Annotated in this window: 12 protein-coding genes; 6 read left to right on the top strand and 6 right to left on the bottom strand. The window is 70.2% G+C overall.

The window, feature by feature from the left end:
• The 4 genes from ACWCQK_RS37535 to ACWCQK_RS37520 form a co-directional block, all read left to right on the top strand.
• Window positions 1-200, top strand: a 200-nt coding sequence (locus ACWCQK_RS37535) for a peptidylprolyl isomerase (RefSeq protein WP_451163014.1), incomplete at its 5' end; no start/stop codon positions are given.
• A gap of 903 nt (window positions 201-1,103) precedes the next feature.
• On the top strand, window positions 1,104-8,033 hold the full coding sequence (locus ACWCQK_RS37530) for a glycoside hydrolase domain-containing protein (RefSeq protein WP_451163012.1): 6,930 nt from the start codon (window positions 1,104-1,106) through the stop codon (window positions 8,031-8,033).
• 280 nt (window positions 8,034-8,313) lie between these two features.
• A complete protein-coding gene (locus ACWCQK_RS37525) occupies window positions 8,314-8,898 on the top strand; it encodes a hypothetical protein (protein WP_451163010.1) in 585 nt (194 codons plus the stop codon).
• Between the two features lie 399 nt (window positions 8,899-9,297).
• Window positions 9,298-10,434, top strand: coding sequence for an eCIS core domain-containing protein (locus ACWCQK_RS37520; RefSeq protein WP_451163018.1), 1,137 nt, complete (start codon window positions 9,298-9,300; stop codon window positions 10,432-10,434).
• Between the two features lie 616 nt (window positions 10,435-11,050).
• Here ACWCQK_RS37520 and ACWCQK_RS37515 read toward each other — a convergent pair.
• The 6 genes from ACWCQK_RS37515 to ACWCQK_RS37490 all read right to left on the bottom strand — a co-directional run bounded on the left by ACWCQK_RS37515 (window position 11,051) and on the right by ACWCQK_RS37490 (window position 18,711).
• The gene (locus ACWCQK_RS37515) at window positions 11,051-13,468 is read right to left on the bottom strand and encodes a SpoIIE family protein phosphatase (protein WP_451163008.1); all 2,418 of its coding nucleotides are present in this window, start codon (window positions 13,466-13,468) and stop codon (window positions 11,051-11,053) included.
• A 277-nt stretch (window positions 13,469-13,745) separates the two neighbouring features.
• Window positions 13,746-14,219 (bottom strand): DUF742 domain-containing protein, encoded by a 474-nt coding sequence (locus ACWCQK_RS37510; RefSeq protein ID WP_451163006.1) that lies wholly within the window; start codon window positions 14,217-14,219, stop codon window positions 13,746-13,748.
• Window positions 14,220-14,605: 386 nt separating this feature from the next.
• Window positions 14,606-15,643 carry an alpha/beta hydrolase family protein gene (locus tag ACWCQK_RS37505; RefSeq protein ID WP_451163004.1) on the bottom strand — a complete coding sequence of 346 codons (1,038 nt, stop codon included), beginning with the start codon at window positions 15,641-15,643 and terminating at the stop codon, window positions 14,606-14,608.
• Window positions 15,644-15,668: 25 nt separating this feature from the next.
• The gene (locus ACWCQK_RS37500) at window positions 15,669-16,352 is read right to left on the bottom strand and encodes an acetoacetate decarboxylase family protein (protein ID WP_451163002.1); all 684 of its coding nucleotides are present in this window, start codon (window positions 16,350-16,352) and stop codon (window positions 15,669-15,671) included.
• The gene (locus tag ACWCQK_RS37495) at window positions 16,349-18,061 is read right to left on the bottom strand and encodes an FAD-dependent oxidoreductase (RefSeq protein ID WP_451163000.1); all 1,713 of its coding nucleotides are present in this window, start codon (window positions 18,059-18,061) and stop codon (window positions 16,349-16,351) included. Before ACWCQK_RS37495 ends, ACWCQK_RS37500 begins: the two co-directional genes overlap by 4 nt.
• Window positions 18,058-18,711: a TetR/AcrR family transcriptional regulator gene (locus ACWCQK_RS37490; protein WP_451162998.1), complete on the bottom strand. Its 654-nt coding sequence runs from the start codon at window positions 18,709-18,711 to the stop codon at window positions 18,058-18,060. Before ACWCQK_RS37490 ends, ACWCQK_RS37495 begins: the two co-directional genes overlap by 4 nt.
• A 207-nt stretch (window positions 18,712-18,918) precedes the next feature.
• Here ACWCQK_RS37490 and ACWCQK_RS37485 point away from each other — a divergent pair, with 207 nt between their 5' ends.
• Both ACWCQK_RS37485 and ACWCQK_RS37480 read left to right on the top strand, forming a co-directional pair.
• Complete coding sequence (locus tag ACWCQK_RS37485) at window positions 18,919-20,253, top strand: NAD(P)-binding domain-containing protein (protein WP_451162996.1); 1,335 nt, start codon at window positions 18,919-18,921, stop codon at window positions 20,251-20,253.
• A 129-nt stretch (window positions 20,254-20,382) separates the two neighbouring features.
• The gene (locus ACWCQK_RS37480) at window positions 20,383-22,194 is read left to right on the top strand and encodes an alpha/beta hydrolase-fold protein (protein WP_451162994.1); all 1,812 of its coding nucleotides are present in this window, start codon (window positions 20,383-20,385) and stop codon (window positions 22,192-22,194) included.
• Window positions 22,195-22,331: the final 137 nt, after the last annotated feature.

The following is a 22,331-nucleotide window of genomic DNA, read 5'->3' as shown; positions in this document are numbered from 1 at the left end:
ACGCCGGCCGCAACACCAACGGCTCGCAGTTCTTCGTCACCACGGTCGTCACCTCGTGGCTCGACGGCAAGCACGTCGTCTTCGGCGAGGTCGTCCAGGGCAAGGAACTCGTCGACAAGATCGAGTCCCTCGGCAGCCAGTCCGGCGCCCCCAAGGCCAAGGTCGAGATCGCCGCCTCCGGCATCATCGACGCAGCCTGACCCACACCCCCGCGACGGCGCCGCCCCCTTCCCGGGACCGGCGCCGTCGCCATGTCACATCACGCGACGACGGCGGTCCCCGTGCGAACCGTCGGCCAGGTGAGACGCGGGCGGGAACTGGAAGCGGCTCGTGGAGCGATTGGCGTCCCCGGCCTCGGGGGCCGCGGACAGGATCGCGACATCGCGTGCGGCGAGTTCATCGCGGGTTCCGACGAAGGCAGGTCCGCGGTCCGGAGGGAGACGGTCGACCACCCTCATGACGGCCTGTCGTGGCGTCACAGCCGGCCCCACGGACTCGCCACGCAGGGGACCGGAGACCCAGTATTACGGACCCGTCCGTCGACACGAACCTTCTGCCCACCCGCATCGACGCGGGTGTGGCTCGGAGGGGTTATGTCCACAGCTACGCATCGTCCCAGTCGTCGGCAGCGACAAGTTGTACCGGTTCCCCCACCGTCTCCCCGGACAGTCAGCCTTGAACGATCACCCAACCGTCGCCGGGAAGACCCTGCGGTCACCAACCTTCACCGACAACGCCCGTCTTCCGCCGCGAGAGGTCAACCACTTTCCCTGGACGTCGCCTTCGCGGCGTCCGGTACGCGTGCACCGTACGAATACTGTTCGCCTGTTGTACGCCTTCTCCGTGTGGGATGGCGGACGGTCGTGAACGCGGCGGATGCAATCCGGTGTACGGGTGCCATCCTGAGTGTCCACTGCCGATTCACTCTGGGTTGCACGCCCGGTGCCCCGGGCTGACAACGTTGTCTACTGGTGTGGGCGGACCGTGCGTGCGTACAGCGACGCTGGAGAGGTTACGTGCCCATCAGATCTCATCCCCCCTTGCCCCCCGCGGTCCTTCCTAGAACCGGTCGGCATCGCCGGCCCCTGCGCGCGACCGTCGCGATGCTGGTCACCGGGGCGCTCGGCGTCGCCGCGCTGGCGGGTGGCAGCGCGGCCGTGGCACTGCCCGGAGCGACCACCTCCGCCGGGTCGGGCGGGACGTCCGCCGGAACCGACTACACGAAACTCGTCGACCCGTTCGTGTCGACCGCCGGCGACGACGGCAACGACCTGCCGGGCGCCCAGGCGCCCCACAGTCTGGCCAAGGTCAACCCGCTGACCACGCCGAACCGCAACCACACCGGGTACGACTACAACGAGGACCACATCGCGGGCTTCACCGCGACGAACCTCGACGGCGTCGGCGGCTCCGGAGGCGGTGGCGACCTGCTCGTCGTCCCGACCTCCGTGCAGTACGACAAGCGCCCCGCCCCCAGCACGTACGCCCACACGTACAGCCACGACGACGAGAGCTCGACGCCGGGCGCCTATCAGGTGGGCCTCGGCGCCATCTCGGGCACCGGCTCGTCGGTGCAGCAGGACTCCGGCACCATCAAGGCCGAGATGACCGCGACGACGCGCACCGCGCTCGAGCGGTACAGCTTCCCCGCCGGGTCGAACCCCGAACTCGTCCTCGACCTGGCGAACAACTTCACCAGCCGCACCCGCTCGACGATGAAGGCGACGACCCTCCCGAACGGGACCACCTCGATCTCCGGACTCATCGCGGGATCGTTCAACGGCGCCTCGTACCAGCTGTACTACAACGCCACCACGAACGTCCCGGTCACCTCCCTCAAGAGCTGGGGCAACGACGGCAAGCTGAGCGACGCGACCGCGCAGGACGGCTCCGACACCGGCGCCGTCCTCGGGTTCGACAAGGCCGCCGCGAACGACATCGAACTGCGTATCACGCTGTCGCCGATCAGCGCGGAGCAGGCCGCGACCGACCAGCGGAACGAGGTGGGCGGGCTCACCTTCGACCAGGCCCGCGAGCAGACCAAGGCGGACTGGAACAGCGCGCTCGGCGCCGTCGCCGTCCGCTCCTCGGCGAAGTCCGACCCCGGGTCGACGCTCACCAAGGAGTTCTACACGCACCTGTACCGCATGTACGCGCTGCCGGTGAACGCCACGAGCACCAGCGGAACGTACCGCGGCGTCGACGGAGCGGTGCACAAGGCGAACGGCTTCACGTACTACGACGGCTGGTCGACCTGGGACGACTTCCGCAAGTACTCCGTCGAGGCGTACATCGACCCGGCCACCTACCGGGACATGGTGCAGTCGCTGATCGAGCTGTTCGCCGACGCGCGCACCTCGGGCAAGAGCCTCGGCAGCCTCACCCACTCGGTCCCGACCGTGCGCTGGGAGCGCTCGGCCGTGCTGGTCGCCGACGCGCTGTCGAAGGGCTTCAAGAACTTCGACCGGCTCGACGAGGCGTACCCGGCGCTGCTGTCGTACTCCGGCTACTACACGGGTGCGCAGCTGCGGCAGGGCTACGTCACCGGTGATCCCGGTACGACCGTCCAGCGCGGCTACGACCAGTGGGCGCTGTCCGTCATCGCCGACGCGCTCGGCAAGGACGCGGACGCGAAGAAGCTGCGCACCCAGTCGACCATGGCGATCGACAACCTCGTGAAGTCCGGCGCCTGGACGGCGGCCGACGGCACCGAGGTCGGTCTGCTCACCCCGCGCGCCGCGAGTGGCGACTGGCAGAGCGCCGACTACGAGAAGTTCGAGGCGGCGGGCCTCTACCAGGGCACGCTCTGGCAGTACCACTGGTACGACGCGTACGACATGGGCGGCCTCATCAAGGCCATGGGCGGCGACAAGGCCGGCAAGGCCGCGGTCAAGCACATGTTCGGCGAGGACTCCAGCGTCGACGACGGCTCGACCATGCTGCACTCCAACGCGAACGAGATCGACCTCCAGGCCCCGTACCTCTTCAACTACGTCGGTGAGCCGAGCCTGACGCAGAAGTGGGTGCGTGCCATCTACACCGGCACGACCTGGAACCGCTACATCGCGACCGGCTCGTCGAACGAAGCCCCCAGCTCCGGCGGCCAGTTCACCCCGCCGGTCAAGACCCAGGTCTACAAGCTCTCCCCGAACGGCTTCCTGCCGACCATGGACAACGACGCCGGCACCATGTCGACCATGTTCGTCGGCGCGGCCCTGGGCCTGTTCCCGGTGACCGCCGGCTCCAGCCAGTTCCAGATCGGCAGCCCGTTCTTCGACTCCACGACGATCAGCTACGCCAACGGCTCCCGATTCACGGTGAAGGCCGACGGCGTGTCGCCGAGCAACTACTACGTGCAGAGCGCGACCCTCAACGGCAAGCGGTTCAGCAACACGTGGCTCGACTACTCCCAGATCATCGCCGGCGGGACCCTGGACTTCACCATGGGTTCCAAGCCCTCGCAGTGGGGCGCCCACACGGAGCCCGCGTACTCGCTGGACACCGACAAGGGCGACACGGGTGACGGCGACGCGGGAACGGGCAAGGGCGACACCGTCGTCTCCGCCCGTCCGGACACCGTCGACACCCATGCGGACGGCCGTGTCGACGACAGTGTGAAGCTCACCCTGTCCGGACCGGCCTCGTTCGCCGCCCGCAACGGAAGCAGCCTGACCAAGGCCGGCGCGGCGACCGTGACCGGCCTGCCGGGCGGTGTCACGGCGGACCTGCGCGTCAGCGGCTCGCGCACGGCGACGCTGTCGCTCACCGGTACCGCGCAGGTCGACGCGCACTTCGGCATCACCTTCCACGACGAGGCCTTCGCCCACGGTGTGCGGGCCGCGACGGTGAAGGGCACCGGGATATCCCCGACCGACCCGCTCGTCATCTCCGCCGCCGCGGTGCAGCGCAAGGCCCTCGGCGCACTCGTCGACCAGGCGTCCCTGGTGCGCAGCGGCAACTACTCCGACGGCTCGTGGACCCTGTTCCGGTCGGCGCTCGAACGCGCGCGGACCGTCCTCGCGGACACCACCTCCGCGACGGGCACGATCATGGCCGCGAACGACGCGCTGCGGTCCGCCATCGGCACGCTCACCATCGACGAGGGCGGCTACGCCGTCCTGCAGGCCGAGTCGCCCGACCAGAAGGAGGGCCCCAGCCTCATCAGCGAGCGGAACAACTCGGACGGCAACCTCGGCGGAGTCACCGAGGGCGCGTGGGAGCGGTACACCAAGCTGGACTTCGGCGGGGTCGCCCCGCGGACCATCTCGGTCCGCTACGCGAACTCGCAGGCGACGAACGCCAAGCCGAGCAGTGTCGACATCCACGCCGGCGCTGCCGACGGGCCTGTCGTCGCCACCGTCCAGCTTCCCGGAACGGGCGGCTGGCAGTACTACAACACGGTGCAGGCGACCGTCACCGACCCGGCCGCCCTGCTGGGCGCGTCGAGTGCGACGTTCGTGTTCCACGCCCCGGCCGGCCAGCAGTGGGTGTCGAACTTCGACTGGTACCAGTTCTCGCCGTACGACGTCTCGACGTCCCCCACCACCACGCTCGCCACGCTGACCGCGGTGAACAGCACCACGACCGGCGCCGGTTCGCTCCCGCTCAATCTCTCGAACGGCATCTTCGAGAACGTGACGAACGGCGCGTGGGCGCAGTGGAAGGACACCGATCTCCGCGACGGCGCCGACACCGTCACCGTCCGCTATGACAAGCCGCAGTCGCGCGCGGCCTCGGACTCGCACATCGAACTGCACCTCGGTTCGAAGGACGGCCCGAAGACGGTCAACATCCCCCTCGACTACAGCGGTTCGGGCTGGGGAACCATCGCCAGCACGAGCGTGCACCTCGACCGGAGCGTCTTCACCGGCGTCCAGGACGTGTACGCCGACTTCGTCTCCAGCACGCAGTCGTCCTCCCAGCCGTACGTGGGCAACATCTACGCGCTGACCCTGACGCAGGCCGCCGACACCCCCACGGGCTTCGACGCCACCGCGTTCCGCTCGCACAGTGGCGGCGGGCTCAAGAGCGAGCCGGTCGGCTGGACCGGGGCGGGTTCCACCACCGACCTCGGCGGCACCTACAACGGGGCCTGGCTCAACTACGGGGACATCGCCTTCGGCAGCTCCCCGAAGAGCACCGTCACGATCACCTACGTCAACAACTCCTCGCGCTGCGGCATCGGTTCGGCCGTCCAGCTCTACATGGACTCCTTCGACCCGGCCAACCCCGGCACGCCGTACGCGACCGTGCCGCTGCCGGTCACGGGAGCCGCGTGGTCGTCGGGCGGGACGACGAGCCTGACGCTGCCCAAGGCGATCACCGGCACGCACACCGTCTACCTGCGGCTGACGACCACCCCGGACTCCTCGCACCCGTACGTCGCGAACCTGGGCCGGATCACCTTCAACCACGTCGACACGCCCGCCGTCACGGACAAGTCCGCCCTGCGGAAGGCGATCGAGCAGTACGAGGGGCTTTCGGCGGACGCGGCGCGCTACGACGCGATCGACTTCGGTGTGTACCGGCGCGAACTCGCCGCCGCCCACGCCCTCGTCGACGCCGACGGCGTGACCCAGCTGGAGGTCGACACCCAGACCCGCAGTCTCACCCTCGCCGCCAAGCAGCTGATCCCGGTCCCGAGGCTGCGCCTCGATGACCTGGTCGCGACGGCGTCGGCCCTGCAGGACACGCGCTACACGGACGCGACGTGGAAGGCGTTCACCACGGCACTCACCGAGGCGAAGGCCGCGGTCGCGAGCGACACGGCCACGGACGCGACCCTCACCGCGCGGTACGACGCCCTCCAGCACGCCATGTCCGCGCTCACCACGAAGCCCAGGACGGTGCCTGCCGCGCCTGACGCGGTGTCGGCCACGTCGTCCGGCACGAGCGTGACGGTCGCCTGGTCCGCGCCCAAGGACACCGGCGGCTCACCGGTCACCGGCTACAGGATCACCCTCGACGACGGCCACCAGATCAAGATCCACGATCCCGGCACCCTGAGCACGACGTTCACCTGGCTGCGGGCCGGCCGGTCGTACACGGCACGCGTCCAGGCGGTGAACGCGGTCGGCACCTCGAACCCGAGTGCCGCCACGGCACCCGTGGTGACCGGCGGCGGCAAGCCGCAGAAGCCGGGCGTGACGGGCGTGATCACCGACGGCAAGCAGGTCCGCGTGACCTGGCGGGCCGCAGGCGACGGCGGGTTCCCGGTCATCGGCTACACCGTGGCCCTCGGCGACGGAACCACCGCGCACGTCTCCGCCACCACGGACACGGCGCTGCTGACCACCACGGACAAGGCGAAGGCCCACACGGCCACCGTCACCGCGGTCACCCTGGCCGGAACCTCGGACGACTCCACCGCGACCACGTCGGCGGACACCTCCGCCGCCACGGTCTCGGCGGACGCCTCCGACCCGGCGTACGAGCCGTCCCCCTTCCCGGACGACACGCTCAACGCGACCTACGCGTCGGACAAGTGGCCGGGCACCGGTGACGGGACCGACTACTTCTACGGCCTGCTCAACGGCATCGACGACCTCGACTCCGGCATCCTCGGCGCCAACACCAAGGTGCCCGCGGGCACCCCGCCGACCGCCGAGAACGACCGGATCGCCGTACGCATCAACAACGCGGCGACGCAGAAGGAGGTGGACCGGGCCGAGGTCGACGCGACCAACAGCTCCACCGTCACGATGGCCGACGGCCTGGGCTCCCGGCTCGGCAAGCTCTACCTCGACGCCCTCAACGGCGGCCGGCTGCCGAAGACCAGCGCCCTGTTCTCCCGAGTCACGAAGAACCTCGACAAGGTCGACGCGGCGAAGAACAACTACGGCTACCTGCGCCCGTACGTGCGGCTCGGGTTCGTCGGCGACGGCGGCTCCATCTACGAGTCCCAGGACGGCTCGTACGGCGGCCTCGCCACCAGCGGCTCGTACCCGAGCGGCCACACCTACGGCGGCTACGAGGCCGGCACCATCCTCGCCACGCTCCTGCCGGAGCTGGCACCGTCGATCCTCGCGCGCACCTCGGAGTACGGGGACAACCGCATCGTCCTCGGGTTCCACTACCCGCTGGACGTCATGGGCGGCCGGATCTCCGCACAGGCGACCGTCGCGCACCGGTGGGCGGACCCCGCGTTCGCGAATCTGCTGACGCAGGCCCACACCGAGATGGAGAACGTACTGCTCGCGCAGTGCGAGAAGGAGGGATACGGCGACACGCTCGCGGCCTGCGAGGGCGACGCCTACGCCGGCCTGAGCAAGGCACAGGACGTCGACCTGTACACGCGGCGCCTGACCTACGGGTTCTCGCAGGTCGGCAAGTCCGGGCAGGCGCTGAAGGCGCCGTCCGACGCGGCAGCCCTGCTGATCACGTCCTTCCCGGACCTCACCACCGAGCAGCGCACCCAGATCCTGGAGCAGACCGCGACGGACTCCGGGTACCCGCTCGACCTCACCGGGGACGGCGGAGCCGGCTGGCAGCGGATCAACCTGGCGGCCGCGATGGCGGCGAAGGTCGTCGTCAACGCCGACGGGTCGGTCACGGTGAAGAACTTCTCGGACGCCACCAGGGCCTCGATCGCCGACGCGAAGGCGATCACCGTCGGAGGTGTCGCGATCGACGGGTTCGATCCGGACGTGTCCACGTACGTCGTCGACTGGCCGAAGAACAGGAGGATCCCGGCCGTCTCCGCCGTACCGGCCCAGTCCGGCGCGCGGGTGAGGGTCACCGACGGCAGCTCGGTGCTCTCGTCGAGCGGGCACCGGTTCACCACGCGCACCATCAAGGTGACCTCGGCCAACGGTTCGGTCACCCGGACCTACACGGTCGGGTTCCAGTCCACGGACCGCGATGACCGACCGGTCGCGGCCGGCGGCGACGGCGACGACAGTGCCACCGGAGGACTGAGCCTGTGGAGCCCCGGAGGCGACGGAGCAGGCTCCGCCGACGACACCGGACTCTGGTCCCCGGCGACGGAGTGGGCGGAGCCCATGCGGATCCCCGCGGCGACGGGCACGCTGTGACAGCCCGACAAGCCGCGTCCCGCGCAACCGCGCCAGGATCCCACTGATCCTCGCGAGGCGGCGCCAGTAGCGAGCGGCCCCTCCGGATGAACCACTACTGGTCATCCGGAGGGGCCGTCGGCGTCATGGCACGACCGTCGGGGACGACGGTCCGACGACCGCGCGCCGGGGCCAGTACTGCGGGGCGCCTCACGTTCTACGAACCGGTGGTGCCGCTCTCCCCGTCCGCGCCGGTTCCGGCGGGTCCCGTATCGCCCGGCACCAGGAGACAATCCAGCACATGGATGACGCGTTCACACTCCTTCGGCGAGCCGCCGACCTCCTGGCCGAGGACGCCGTCGCGGAGAACGGCCTGGCTGCGGGAGATGTTCGCACAGCGATCGAGCTCCAGGAATGGGAGTTGGCACTCGACGTGCTCATCGAGATCGCCGATGTCCAGCCGGTATCCAAGACCTTCTGGGAGATGCTCTCCAAGGCCGCTCGGCAGATGACGCTCGAGCGCAGCGGCCGTCGGTGCGAGTGGCGGGGCTGGGAAGCCGAACACGGCACGATCCGCGCGACCTTGACCCTACTGGGGGCCGACGAGGGCGGACGCAAGAGTTCCTTCGCAGGGGACGGCCGGCTCAGACCTCTGTGGGACATCGGGAACCGCACCGCGGACGGGCAGCGGGATCTGAACATCGCGGGGCTCTGGGTGGACTCCGCGCCGCGACTCGGCCCTGGAGAGACGGCCGCCGTTCGCCTCGCTCCCCTACGGTCCGAGCGGTGGCGGCATGTGAAGGCCGGCGATGTGATCACCATGCACGAGGTCCGAGCCGCCGTCGGCACCGCCGAAATCATCGAGGTGGCGCCGCCTCGCTCTTGACGGGCGGGATCGAGGGGTTCGACGCGGGTGCGCCTGTTGTGGCCGTCGGTGATGTCGAGGAGAACACCGGAGCGGTCCTCGGCGGGGATCTCGCGGTCGGTCGCCGGGCGAGTACCTCGACCGCATCGGCGCGGAGCCGCGGGGAGAGGTCAACGGTTTCGCTGGCGGTCGTCCTGCCCGAACGCGCACCAGGAGGGCAGGCGGTCTGGCCGGAAGGACCTTGCCCGCAGCCGTCGCGGTGACTTAGAACGGGGCGCAACTCCCTTGCCGTCGGAGAGGACTTGCGTGCATCACCTAGGACACGGACACGCTCGGAGGATCGAACACCCCTCACCCGCTTCGCGTGCCGGCACGCCTCACGCGGGACTGACGGGCGCCTGGCTGACCCACTTGCAACGTGTGGCGGCGGGCGGGAGCGGAACCGCCGACCGTGAGGGAAACGTCGCGGACCACGCCCAAGTGCAGCGCGCCGCGGTGGACAACGCCCTGCAGTCGCCGTCACGCCGGCTTGACCCCGGCGTCGAGGCCGAGATGCAGGCGCGTTTCGACGGCGCCGACTTCAGCCGTGTCCGGGTGCACGACGGACCTGCCGCGAAGGAGGCGGCGGCCGTCGTCGAGGCCAAGGCGTTCACCACCGGTCAGCACATCGTCGACGGCGGTGGGATGAGCCAGAAGGACTGGGCGCACGAGCTGGCACACACCCTCGACCAGGCGAGGGGATCCGTCCCCGGCGTGGACAACGGCGCGGGCCTGAGCATCTCGGAGCCGGGGGACGCCGGCGAACGTCACGCGGTCGACACGGCGGAACGGGTCATGCGGGGGCCCGCGCCCGTCCAGAGGATCGCCTCCGGCGGGCGGACGGACGAGGTCGAGCGGCACCGGCACAGTCACGCCTGCGGGCACGACGTGCAGCGTGTCGCCGGCGGCGCCGCCGCCGCGGTACAGCGCACCCGGCGGGCGACCCGAGAGGACATGGAGGCGTCCCGGTCCACGGCGGCGATGGCACGGACCGCCAGGCTGCTGCGTTCCCAGGGCAAGGACGAGATGGCCGCCAAGCTGGAGGACCAGCTGAACAAGTCGCTTCCCCTTCCCCTGGAGGGAACGGTCGCGTTCGCCAACGACATGCTGGTCCAGCAGCGCCACGGCCGACGTTACAAGCTCACCCTGGACCTCTCGACGATGCTGTACTCCGCCGCACCGCACGAGGGTCGCAAGCAGTACGGAACACCCGAGCCGGCGAACGGCAAGTACAACTTCGTGATCCCCGTCCGAAAGCCGGACAAGATCATGGCTTCGCAGGTCGGCACCGAGCACGAGGAGGGGCATTCCGCCCTCGCCAAAGCCACCAAGGCCGGGGACGGGCACGTGTACTGGGCAGGCACTGCCGTGTTCACCAACGGCGTCCTGGACAAGTGGACGAACGACAGCGGTCATTACAGGCCCACTGGCGATGACGCAGGCCAGGTGGCCGGAATCACGGGCGGCTTCCCGATCGACAAGTACAAGAACTTCGACGACCCGGGTGGGGCGGGCTGAAGCCCGCGCTGTCGAAGTGGTGTGGCGGCGGCGGGGGTTGAGCACGTCGAGCCTTCGCTGCCTTCCGCTCAGCCCGCGCCTTCGTCGCCGGCTGGACGGCCTTCCCGCTCGGCCGTCGCTCTCGCCACTCCCCCTACGGGGGACTCAGAAGACGTACAACGGCGGCATTTCCCGCCGCGCACTGCAGAGCGGTCAAGCGGTCGAGGACGCTGCTCTCCGGTGCGCAGTTCACCGGCTTCCCGCCCGCGTCCGGCCCGTCTGATGACTGCGTGCCTTCCGAGCCACCGCCTTGATCGAGCTCTTCCCCCGCCGGCCTTCCGGCTTGTGGATGTGCACGCATCGCCCACCTCGCACCCGTGTCGTGCCACTCGCGCGAGGACAAGGCGGCTTGGCTCCTCGTGGCGCCGCTCATGCTAAGGCGGGAAGCCGGCGCGGAGAGGATTCGACCCACCGACGTCGCCCGTCCGCCGCCACCGCCGAGACATCTCCTCCCCTGTCGGCGCGGCGGTCCCACACGCGCCTTTCCGTGCGTCGAAGTCGACCTTCAGCGGGCCCAGTCGACCGATGTGAGGGGACCCGTGCCTCTCCGGCCGCCCCAACCCGGCACGCGCGCAGCTCAGACGCTGTCTCTGGTCACTCTCGATCCCATTGGCAACCGGAGTTCGGCCCAGACGCACTTGCCGGCCGGTGTCACCCTGGAGCCGTGACGGGACGCCAGCGCGGCGATGATCGCCAGTCCGCGTCCGTCCTCGTCGTCCGGTCCGGCGCTGACCGTACGGAGCACGTCGTGACTGCTGTCGAAGACCTCGCACACCAGCACCTGGTCGCGGATCAGTCGCAGCCGCAGCGGCCCCACCGCGTGGAGCACGGCGTTCGCCAGCAGCTCACCGATGATCTGCTCGCCTGCGGGCACCAGCCGCTCCAGTCCCCACTCCGCCAGTGCCCGCACGGCCGCCGCGCGGACACCGCCGACGGCGGACGGGTCGGCGTCCAGTTCCCATTCCCTGATCTGGTCCGGACCCAGGGACCGGGTCCGCGCCAGGAGCACCATGACATCGTCGGCCTGCTCGCCGGCCGGAACGATGGCGACGGCCGCCGCGCACAGGTCCTCCAGCGAAGCCCCTGGCCGCTGGGTCAGAGCGCCCCTCAGACGCTCCAGTCCGAAGTCGATGTCATGGTCACGGGTCTCCACGAGACCGTCGGTGTAGAGGACGAGCGTGCTGCCCTCGCTCAGCTCCAGCTCCACGTCCTCGTAGGTCTGCCCGCCCACACCGAGCGGTGCCCCAGGGGGGATGTCCAGCAGCGTGACGGCGCCGGCGAGGTCGACGAGCGCGGGCGGCGGGTGGCCCGCCCGTGCCGCGCGGCACCGCCGGGTGACCGGGTCGTAGACGATGTAGAGGCAGGTGGCCCCGCTGATGGTGGGGGGCATGGTCTTCGACTCGAGATTATCCGCCGCCAGGCGGGCGAGGAGATCGTCGAGGTGCGCCAGGACCGCGTCCGGGGGCAGGTCCAGAGCGGCGAGCGTGAGCATCGCGGCGCGGATCCGTCCCATGCTCGCGGCGGCGCTGATGCCGTGGCCGACCACGTCGCCGACCACCAGGGCGATCCGGGCGCCGGACAGCTCGACGACGTCGAACCAGTCGCCGCCGACACCGGCGCTCCGGTCGGACGGCAGATAGCGCCACACCACGTCCAGGGCGTTCCCGCCGCTCGGGTTGCGTGGCAGCAGGTCGCGTTGCAGTGCCAGGGCCGCCGTGTGCTCGCGGGTGTAGCTGCGTGCGTTGTCCAGGCTCAGTGCCGCCCGGCTGACCAGTTCCTCGGCGACCATGCGGTCGTTCTCGTCGAACGGGACCACGGTCTCCGTACGGACGAGCACGGCCACGCCCAGAACCTCGCCTCGGGCGTGAATGGGTATGACCAGCAGGCTGTGCATACCGAGGGAGATGATCTTCTCGCGTCGGCCCGTGTCATGGTCCAGCCACGTTCCAGGTGACGTGTCCAGGACGGCCTCCAGGTGGGAGCGGCCGGTGCGCAGTACCTCGATGAAGGGCGAGTGCGGGGGGACGAACACCGGATCGCCACGTGCCCAGAGGGATTCCGGGATGCCGTCGCGGATCGACGCCACGCCTCCGCGGTGGAAGGCGGGGACGGCGCCGGAGCCGGTCGTGCCGAGCCGGGCGAGCGGCTCGTCGCCGAGTTCGACCACGCCCGCGAGGTCGACGGTCGCATAGTCCGCCATCGCGGGCACCAGGACGTCGGCCAGATCCTGGGCGGTCTGCATGATGTCCAGGGTGGTGCCGATGCGGGTGCCCGCCCGGCTCAGCAGCGTGACCCGGTCCCGCGCCCGCCGTGAGGCGGTGACGTCCACGTTCGTCGAGCACACGCCGGGCTCACCGTCCCGTGCGTTCTCCACCGGGAACACCGACAGCGCATAGGTACGGCGCCAGCGACGGTCCCGCTGGCAGAGCTCGCGGTCGATCACCGGGACGCCGCTCTCCAGAACCTGCCGGAACAGCGCCCTGACCTGGTCGGTGTCCGCGTACAGCGGCGACTGCTCCAGGGGCCGGCCCAGCCGTTCCGGCCAGGTGGGCCCGTAGGCGCGCGCCAGGGCCGCGTTCAGCCACACCATGCGCAGTCCGCCGTCCCAGACCGCAGTGGGAAAGGGATTGTTCTCCGCGACCGAGACCGCGAGCGTCGATTCCGCCGCTCCGAGCACCGAGACCAGCCAGTCCACCGTCCCGTCCGGTCCCGGAAGCGCGGACACCCGCAGACTCACCCGCACGGTCCGCCCGTCGCGACGGCGCAGGAGCGTACGTCCCGCCCACTCGCGGCCGAAGCAGCCCGCGGCCTCCCCCGGCGAGGCCACCAGCCGCTCGGCCGGCCGACCCAAGATCTCCTCCGCCCGGTGACCGAGGAGTCGCTCGGCGGCGTCCGTCCACCGGGCCACCACCCCGCCCCGGCCGACGACCGCCAGCGCCACGCCGGCGTTGCCGTACGCCGAACCGGCACCGGACGCGGCGTCGAGATCGGGCATTTTTCTACGCTAGGTCTGCCGTCCTGCGCCTGCAAAGTGACACCCGGGACGCGCCGCGGGCCGTATCGCGGGGGCATGCGCCTCGCGGCGACACGCAGTAGTCGGCCCGCGACACCATGAAGTCATGTCACCGCGCTCGGAGGCTGCGAGCGCACGCCGCCGCGCGGGCGGGGCGCCTACAGAACCGCACCCGACAGAACCGGAGCGGCACCGCCGGTACGTTCACCGCATCCCGCGGAACAGTCCGTGCCCGTGGCGATCGGAGGTCGGGTTGCCGTCAGAGGTTGCGCAGTCCGACGAGCACCTTTTCGAGAAGGGTCACATGCGGGCGTCCCCCGGCGGCATCGTCGGAATGAGCCTGGTGCACGACGACCAGCCCCGCCTGCGCGAGGTCCGCCACCAGGATGCGGGTGACGCCGAGAGGGATCGCCAGGAGCGCGGAGATCTCCGCGACCGACTTGACCTCTCGGCACAGGAGCCCGATCCGATAGGACTCCGGCGACTGATCCTGCATCTGCGCGAGGTTGGCGGAGGTGCTGACCAGCGCCTCGATGGCCAACTGGTAGCTGGGCCGGGTGCGGCCACCGGTCATCGCGTACGGCCGGACGAGTCCGGACTGCTGTGGGCGGGTCACCCATTTCGCGGGGACGTGAGGTGTCCGCCCTGAGGGGGACAAGAAGTTGCTTTGCTCATAAGACGCATGCTGTTGAGGCGTGCCGTAGCGGTCTCCACCAGTAGGCGTCGACACCATCCCGCTCCATCCGACTAGTACAACCGAGGGTCCAGGTCGCTGTGTTCGGCCACTCCTTGTCCGGCGATCGGCGCCTCTTCGGGAAAGGCGAACGCGGGCAATGCTTCCGGATCCCCGAAGGTACAGGCCATGCGCAATCGATTACGAGCCCCCGCACTCACGTACCTTAGACGTCGAAGTGACCGATCGGCGGGTCTTCGCACAGATAGCGCGTTGCTACGGAAATCGGCATATGCCTCCCGGACGTCGCCGTGCGGCCGTTGGCGGCCAACGGCGGCCACCAGCCCGAGGTGGGGAGACTGGAGGCCGCCAGGCCGCCCGCTGCGGGGCGCGTGCGTTCACAGACTCGCAGGTGTCAGCGGCGTCAAGCCGCGACGCCGGTTCGCTCAGGGCTTGGCCGCGTACACCACGCCCGACAGGTTCTGCGCGGCGGAGCCCCATACCTGGTCGTACAGGGAGCTGTCGCCATCGAGGGTGTAGAGGAGGTAGGCGGTGGTGACGCCCTGGGTGAGTTTCTGCTGGGCGGCACGGGTGATGGTTCCGCTGTCGCAGCCGAAGCCGGAACTGTCCTCGAATCCGCAGTGGAACCCGCCGGTGATGACGCGGAGTTGGGTGGGCGCCGATTTGGCGTCGAACATCTTCCGCTGGTTGTCGGCGACCCCGGCGATCGAGTCCGCGCTGCCACCGACGTACTGAGCGGGAATGCCGAGTGTCCCGGAAGCGGTGACAGCGGAAGGGTTGGTCTCCGCCGCCGCCAGCGTGGAAACACTCCTTACGGCGCTGTTACGGCTCGCTGCCAGCAGTGCCGCGCCGCCGCCCATGGAATGGCCGGACGTGCCGAGGTGCGCTGTATTGACGGCGCCGGCGAATCGCGAGCCACTGGTGGTGTTCTGTGCGGTCAGCCAGGTGAGCGCGGCATTCAGGTCATCGGCGAACGCCGAATGGCTGGGGAACAGACCTCCCTGGGACTTGGGGGCGACGGTGATGAATCCCCAGGACGCGTAGTGCTTCAGCAGGCTCTGGTACTGCGAGATGTCCTGGAAGAAGCCGTGCCCGAAAGCGAGTCCAGGGTGCGTCCCGGCCGCGACGGGGGCATTGGCGCCGGCGGTGGTTCCCGGATACCAGACCCGTGCGCTGAATGAGCGGCCGGAGGCCGACACCGTCAGATCGGTATAGGCGACGGGGAAGGAGCCGGTCGTCGACGGGTCCACCACCGCGGCGGCCGGCAGGTCTTGTGCGGGGACGGCGCCGGCGGCAGGCGCGGCGGTGAACAGGGCTGCCACGATGAACAACGCGGGCGCGGCCCTGAGAAGTTTACGGAACACGGGTTCACCTTCTCTGTGTGGGGACGGATTCGGTGTTTCCGGCACATCGGACGTCAGGTGTGCAGGGTCAGGTACACGGACATGCACAGTCAGGTGCATGACAATCCTGATCCGGCAAGGGTGCTCAGCCGCCGAAGCGCAGGCTGAAGTCGCGCAGGGCCATGCTGGTCAGGGGCCGTCGTCGTCCCAACGCGCCCAGGGGACTGCCCCCCGGCGCACTCCAGCGGGCCCGCGCGAGGGTGAGAGCGGTTCTGCTGCGCACCGGACTCGTCTTGAGCCGCCCGTTCAGCGTCTGGGCGACTCGGTACGTGAGCGGCCAACGGCCGGGAAGGCGGCGGGTCTCGGTGAAGCGGATCGCGGCCAAGGGCGCGTCCTCGCTCATGGCGGCGCCCCGCATGTCGTCGGCCCGGTCGACGTCGAAGACGGCCATCTGCTTCGGGATGCCCCACATGGCCCGGCCGCCGGCCCGCGAGACCTCGCTGTCGACCCAGATGTCGGTGATGCAGACCCGCGGGCGTGCGCCGTCCCGCACGAGGACCGCGCGCAGCAGTTCGTTGTAGTGCAGGACGCTGTCGTTCTCGTAGACGACCCAGGCGGCGCCGACCATGCCACGCCCGGCGATCGTGACGGGCCGGGTGCGGGGCGCGACGGCGGGCAGTTCGGGGCGTGGCACCAGCCACAGCGAGAGATACATCTGGCCCGCGAGATGCCAGGGTTCCTCGGGGTAGGCGGCCGCTGGGGGGCGTTCCGGCTGAGGCGTCGCGTCCGGATGAGGGGGCGTTCCGGTTGGATCGGCGGGAGTGGTCACTCCGGGTCCTTTCCGGTCGGTGGGGGCAGACGCAGGGCCCCGGGGGCGGTGGCCGGCACCACCGGCCGGTGTGGCGGGACAGGTTCGACGCTGCGGTACGGCCGGCCGGGGGCGGGACGAGGGTCCTCCTCGCCCTTGTTGGGCCACAGGGCGGTGGCGCGCTCGGCGAGCGCGGTGATGGTCAGCGAGGGGTTGACGCCGAGGTTGGCGGAGATGGTGGACCCGTCGATGATGTGCAGTCCCGGGTAGCCGTGCAGGCGGTGGTAGGGGTCGACGACGCCGGTCCCCGCGCTGTCGCCGACCGTGCAACCGCCGATCAGGTGGCCGGTGGTCGGGACGTCGAAGAGGTCGCCCCAGGTGCCGCAGGCCTGGCCGCCGATCCGCTCGGCGGCGGTGCGGGCGACCTGGTGTCCGGCGGGTATCCAGGTCGGGTTGGGGGCTCCTTCGCCGGGACGGCCGGTAAGGCGGCGGCGCCCGGTCCAGGTGCGCCGGAGGTAGGTCGTGAGGGAATTGTCGACGCTCTGCATGACGAGCAGGACCACCGACTGCTCCGCCCAGCGACGCGGATTGTGGACGGCGGGCAGATGACGTGCGTTGCGTGCCATGACGGCGAGTCCGACGAGCAGGCGGGACCGCCCGGCGACGGGGTCGACGAGCATGGCGCCCAGCAGTCCGAGCAGGTTGCTGCCGCGGCCGTAGCGGACCGGCTCGACGTGGGTGGTGGCGTCGAGGTGGACGGAGGAGGTGATGGCGACCCCCTGCGTGTAGTCGGCGTCCCGCTCCTTGGCGCGGACGGCGAGGATCGCCTCGGAGTTGGTCCGGGTCAGCCGTCCGAGCCGCTGCGAGAGGTGTGGGAGGGAGCCGTCCGCGCGGAGCTGGTGCAGTAATCGTTGGGTGCCCAGAGCGCCCGCGGCGAAGACGACATGCCGAGCGGTGAGAGTACGGCGGTTGCGGCGCGCGAAGGCACCCGTGCGCACGGAGGTGACAGCCCAGTCCTCGCCCCTCTTGGTGACGCCGGTGACCGTGCGGCGTTCGTACACGGCGGCACCGGCCCGCTCGGCCAGGCCGAGGTAGTTCTTGGGCAGGGTGTTCTTCGCGTTGTGCCGGCAACCGGTCATGCAGGCGCCGCAGTTGAGGCAGGCGTTGCGGGTGGGTCCGACGCCGCCGAAGTAGGGATCGGCGACGGGTTCGCCGGGGCGGGTGCCGGGCGGGCCGAAGTGCACGCCGACCGGGGTGGGACGGAACGTGTCCTCGCGGCCCAGGTCCCGTGCCACGTCCTTCAAGAGCCGGTCGGCCTCGGTGAACACGGGGTTGGGTGTCACACCCAGCATGCGGCGGGCCTGTGCGAAGTGGGGGGCGAGTTCGCGTCGCCAGTCGGTGAGGGCGGCCCAGGCGGATCCCTCGTAGAAGGCGGCGGACGGTTCGTAGAGCGTGTTGGCGTATCCGAGAGAACCGCCGCCCACGCCCGCGCCGCTGAGCACGAGTACGTCGCCGAGCAGGGTCATGCGCAGGATGCCGGTGCATCCGAGGCGGGGCGCGAAGAGGTAGTCGCGGATGTGCCAGGACGTACGCGGGAAGTCGGTGTCGGCGAAGCGGCGGCCGGCCTCCAGGACGCCCACCCGGTAACCCTTCTCGGTGAGCCGTAACGCGGTGACGCTGCCACCGAAGCCGGAGCCGATGACGAGGACGTCGTGATCGACGGTGGTCATCGGTCGCCTCGTCCGGCGAAATCGGCCAGCAGGGGGGTGACGAGCCGTTCGAGGTTCTCGCGCCGGATCTGCGGATGCACGCCGGTGAGCGGGAGAGGACCGTCCGTTCCCGGCGCGTGCGCGACGAGGGCGAGGTGCGGCAGCAGGACGAGAAGCAGCACGAGCAGGGCGTCCAGGTCGGCGTCCTTGCGCAAGTCACCGGTGTCGACGGCCCGTTCCAGCAGAGGGCGCAGACCGGCCAGGTAGATCCTGTTCACCGGTCCATGTACGGCGTCACGGACCGCCGGGTCCATCTCCATGTTCGTGGCCGCGGTGACCCCGCGCTCCAGCGGGTGCGAGGTGAAGTAGTCGAGCCAGGCTTCCAGTGCGCCGACCAGGTGGTCGGAGAACGCGGTGGTGCCGTCGTAGCCGTCGAGCCAGGGCTGCATGCGCGCGTAGATCCGCAGCGAGGTCTGCTCCGCGACGTAGGTGAACAGGTCGAGCTTTCCGGCGAAGTACTGGAAGAGCGATCCCTTGGCGACACCGGCCTCACGCGCGATGACGTTGAGGCTGCCCGTCGAGTAGCCGTGGGTTCCGAACTCGTCCATCGCCGCGACCAGGACGCGTTCGCGCCGGGACGGTGAGAGTCGCGTCCAGGTGGCTGTGGGCATGGGCGCTCCTGCTGTGGCTGGACGGCCATGTGACCGGACGGTCATGTGACCACCCGGTCATCGTGAGGGCGGTGCGCGCCGGATGTCAATGAGGGCGGCACGGCGGGACTTTGGCGGTCGCGGCCACTCCCATTGACACCGCACGGCGCGCGCATCAGCCTATGACCACCCGGTCACGTGACCGCGTGGTCACCAGGAGGTCCGTGCGTGCCAAGGGTCTGTGTGGTCGGGGCGGGGTCGTCGGGCATCGCCGCCTGCCAAGTGCTCGCGGAACGCGGGATCCCCTACGACTGCTACGAGATCGGCTCCCAGGTCGGCGGGAACTGGCGCTACATGAACGACAACGGCCTGTCGTCCGCGTACCGCTCGCTGCACATCAACACCTCGCGCCAGATCATGGAGTACGCCAGCTACCCCATGTCCGAGGACTACCCGGTCTACCCGGGTCACGCGCACATCGCGCGCTACTTCGACGCCTTCGTGGACCACTTCGGACTGCGCGCGTCGATCACGTTCCGCACCGAGGTGGTGGATGTCTCCCCGACCGAGGAAGGGCTGTGGTCGGTGGCCGCCCGCCACCGCGACACGGGACAGCGGACGCGGACGCGCTACGACGCCGTCCTGGTCGCCAACGGCCATCACTGGAAGCCTCGTTGGCCGCGGCCGGGTCTGGCAGGAGCCGAGGAGTTCACCGGCGCCCAGACCCACTCGCACGACTACCGGACACCGGAGGCGTTCACCGACCGCCGTGTCCTGGTGGTCGGCATCGGGAATTCCGCCTGCGACATAGCGGTGGAGACGTCACGCGTCGCGCGACGGACGTTCCTCGCCATGCGCCGCGGCGCGCACATCCTGCCCAAGTACATGTTCGGCATTCCCACCGACCACCTGACCGGCTCGTGGCTGGCCCGGGCCCCCTTGGCGGTACAGGACCGCGGGATGCGGCTTCTGCTGCGGCTGAGTCGCGGACGGCTGGTGGACTACGGCCTGCCCAGGCCGCTCCACGGCGTCCTCGCCGCGCATCCGACGATCTCGGACGACCTGCTGAGCCGACTGGGCCATGGCGACATAGGGGTGAAGCCCGCCCCGCTCCGGATGGACTCCACCCGGGTGTTCTTCGACGACGGCAGCGCGGAGGAGATCGACGCGATCATCTACTGCACGGGATACGACATCTCGTTCCCGTTCCTCGGGGGCGAGTTGATCGACCCCACCGACAACGCTCCGGGTCTCTATCACCGTGTGGTGTCACCCGACCGTCCCGGCCTGTACTTCATCGGCCTCGTCCAGCCGCTCGGAGCGATCATGCCGCTGGCGGAGGCGCAGTCGCACTGGGTCGCCGACTTGGTGCAGGAGCGGTGCGCCCTGCCCGCGGGCCCCGAGATGCTCGACGAGATCCGCCGCTACCGCTCCCACCTGGCCCGCCGCTACGTGGCATCGGCCCGGCACACCATCCAGGTGGACGCGGGGGCGTATCTCAGAGAACTGGCCAAGGAGCGCGAGCGGGGTGCGGCGCGGCGGCGGAAGGCGGCCGCGCCGTGACGGCCGTCGTCGATCGCCGCGGGCGGCCGCTCAGTACCCGGCACCGGACCACCGCCTCGAGCAACGGGACAAGCGCTCCCGGCCCCTCTCTCCCTCTGCTGCCGACCGCCCTTGAAAGGGGAAACCGCCTTGTTCCGAAGAGCCGTTGATTGCGGACGATCCTTACGACGCCGCGCCACAGTCCTTCTCCTGCTGACTTCGCTGATCGGCATCCCCACCACAGCCGGCGCCGCGACCCCGCACGGCGAGGCCTCAACGTCCCACGCCGCCTGCGCCACCACCGCCTCTCCGGACTTCGGCATCGACCTGTCCGGCGGCGGCTGGCGCTTCCGTACCGGTGACGATCCCGCCTGGGCCGGGGCGGACTACTCCGACGCTTCATGGAACTCCTGGGCGGTACCGGACAATTGGGGCCAGTCGGCGGAGCTGTCCACCTACGACGGCTACGCCTGGTACCGCAGAACGTTCACCCTCCCCGAGCGGCCCGACGGCATCACCGACGCCTCGATCATCGCCACCGTCGGCAACATCGACGACGCCGATCAGACCTTCCTCAACGGCCGGGAGATCGGCCGAACCGGAGCCTTCCCGCCGGCCTTCGACTCCACCTGGGAAGTGCCGCGCGAGTACTACCCTGCGAACGGCCTGCTGCACTGGGGCGGCACCAACGTCCTCGCCGTGCGCGTGTACGACGGCACAGGTGGCGGCGGTCTCTACAAGGGCCCGATCGGTCTGTACTCCAAGGCCCACCTGCGCGGCCTGTCCGGACTCGACGGCACGGCGGCAAGCCCCGCTCAGCTCGCCCACGCCTGCGCCGTCCTCGACCGGCAGCACGAGGCCGTCGCCGAGGGCGACCTCCACCGCTACGCCGCGACACTCGACCGGGACTTCTTCCACCAAGGTGACACCGCGGCCCGCAGGCTCGCCGCCCTGCGCGAGATGACGGCCGCGCGGCGGGGCGGGAAGCCGGGCGTGACGCTCGTCGACGAACAGGCCGAGGTGTTCGTCGACCCGCAGGGCCGGCTCGTCGTCGACACCATCCGCAGCTGGGTGGCGGCCGACGGCACCGTCCTCTCCCCGCCGAACCGCGAATTCCTCTACCTCGCCCCGCGCACGTTCACAGAGCTCGGCGACCACGCGCGGTTCTTCCGCGACAGCTACCGGTCGGCCGCGATGGGCCGGCGCGTCCAGTTCGACGTCTACCTGCCGCCGGACTACACCCGCACCACGGCGAGACGCTTCCCGACGGTGTACATGCTGCACGGTGTCAACGGCAGCAACGTCGAGTGGGAGGCCCGCGACATGGACGCGGTGCTGGATGGTCTGATCGCCCGGAAGAACGTCGAGCAGTCCGTTGTGATCTTCCCTGACGGGGCGAGCGGCTGGTGGGTCGACAGTTCGGCAGGCAACTACCGCAGCATGGTCGTCGATGAACTCGTCCCGCTGGTCGACCGGGCCTACCGGACCATCGCGGACCGCGACCACCGCGGTATCAGCGGCGTGTCCATGGGCGGACAGGGCGCTTTCACCATCGGTCTGAAGAACCCCGCGCTCTTCAGCTCCATCGCCAGCCACATGGGCGCGCTCAGCCTGCCCCCGCTCGCCGGTACGCCCGAGGAGCAGGCCGCCAGTGCCTCGCTCGAACCACTCACCCTCGTGGCCGCCATGAGCACCCGTCAGCTCCGTCGTCACACCTACTATGTCGACGGCGGCGAGTCCGACGACTTCGGTTTCGGTCAGGCGGCCGTCCGGATGGGCGCGGAGCTGACCGCCAAGGGCATCGCCTACGACCACCAGGGCGGCCCCGGCCGCCACGAGGACGCGTACTGGGTGCCCAAGCTCGACCGCTCCTTCGGTCTGCACAGCGCACAGTTCCGGGCCCACCCGGTGTGCCGGCCGTCCGAGCCGAGACGGCCGGCTCCTGTCTACACCTGGCCGTAGACAGGGACGGCACCGCGGACACCGCAGTGCTCCGGCGCCCGGCAGCGGTCGGGCGCCGGGGCACGGAACAAAGACATGGCCCGCTTGATCACACTCCCCACGGATTCGGTGCGGCGCCGCCGAGCGGCGTTCACCGG

The sequence above is a fragment of the Streptomyces sp. NPDC002306 genome (assembly GCF_053593435.1).
The sequence above is the reverse complement of the archived record's forward strand: the minus strand, read 5'-3'. Positions and strand labels throughout refer to the sequence as shown.

Bases quoted from the DNA above. Each gene is read 5' to 3' on its own strand.
- ACWCQK_RS37530 (WP_451163012.1), top strand. From the start codon at position 1,104: ATGCTGGTCACCGGGGCGCTCGGCGTCGCCGCGCTGGCGGGTGGCAGC.
- ACWCQK_RS37525 (WP_451163010.1), top strand. From the start codon at position 8,314: ATGGATGACGCGTTCACACTCCTTCGGCGAGCCGCCGACCTCCTGGCC.
- ACWCQK_RS37515 (WP_451163008.1), bottom strand. From the start codon at position 13,468: ATGCCCGATCTCGACGCCGCGTCCGGTGCCGGTTCGGCGTACGGCAAC.
- ACWCQK_RS37510 (WP_451163006.1), bottom strand. From the start codon at position 14,219: ATGGTGTCGACGCCTACTGGTGGAGACCGCTACGGCACGCCTCAACAG.
- ACWCQK_RS37505 (WP_451163004.1), bottom strand. From the start codon at position 15,643: ATGCACCTGACTGTGCATGTCCGTGTACCTGACCCTGCACACCTGACG.
- ACWCQK_RS37495 (WP_451163000.1), bottom strand. From the start codon at position 18,061: ATGACCACCGTCGATCACGACGTCCTCGTCATCGGCTCCGGCTTCGGT.
- ACWCQK_RS37490 (WP_451162998.1), bottom strand. From the start codon at position 18,711: ATGCCCACAGCCACCTGGACGCGACTCTCACCGTCCCGGCGCGAACGC.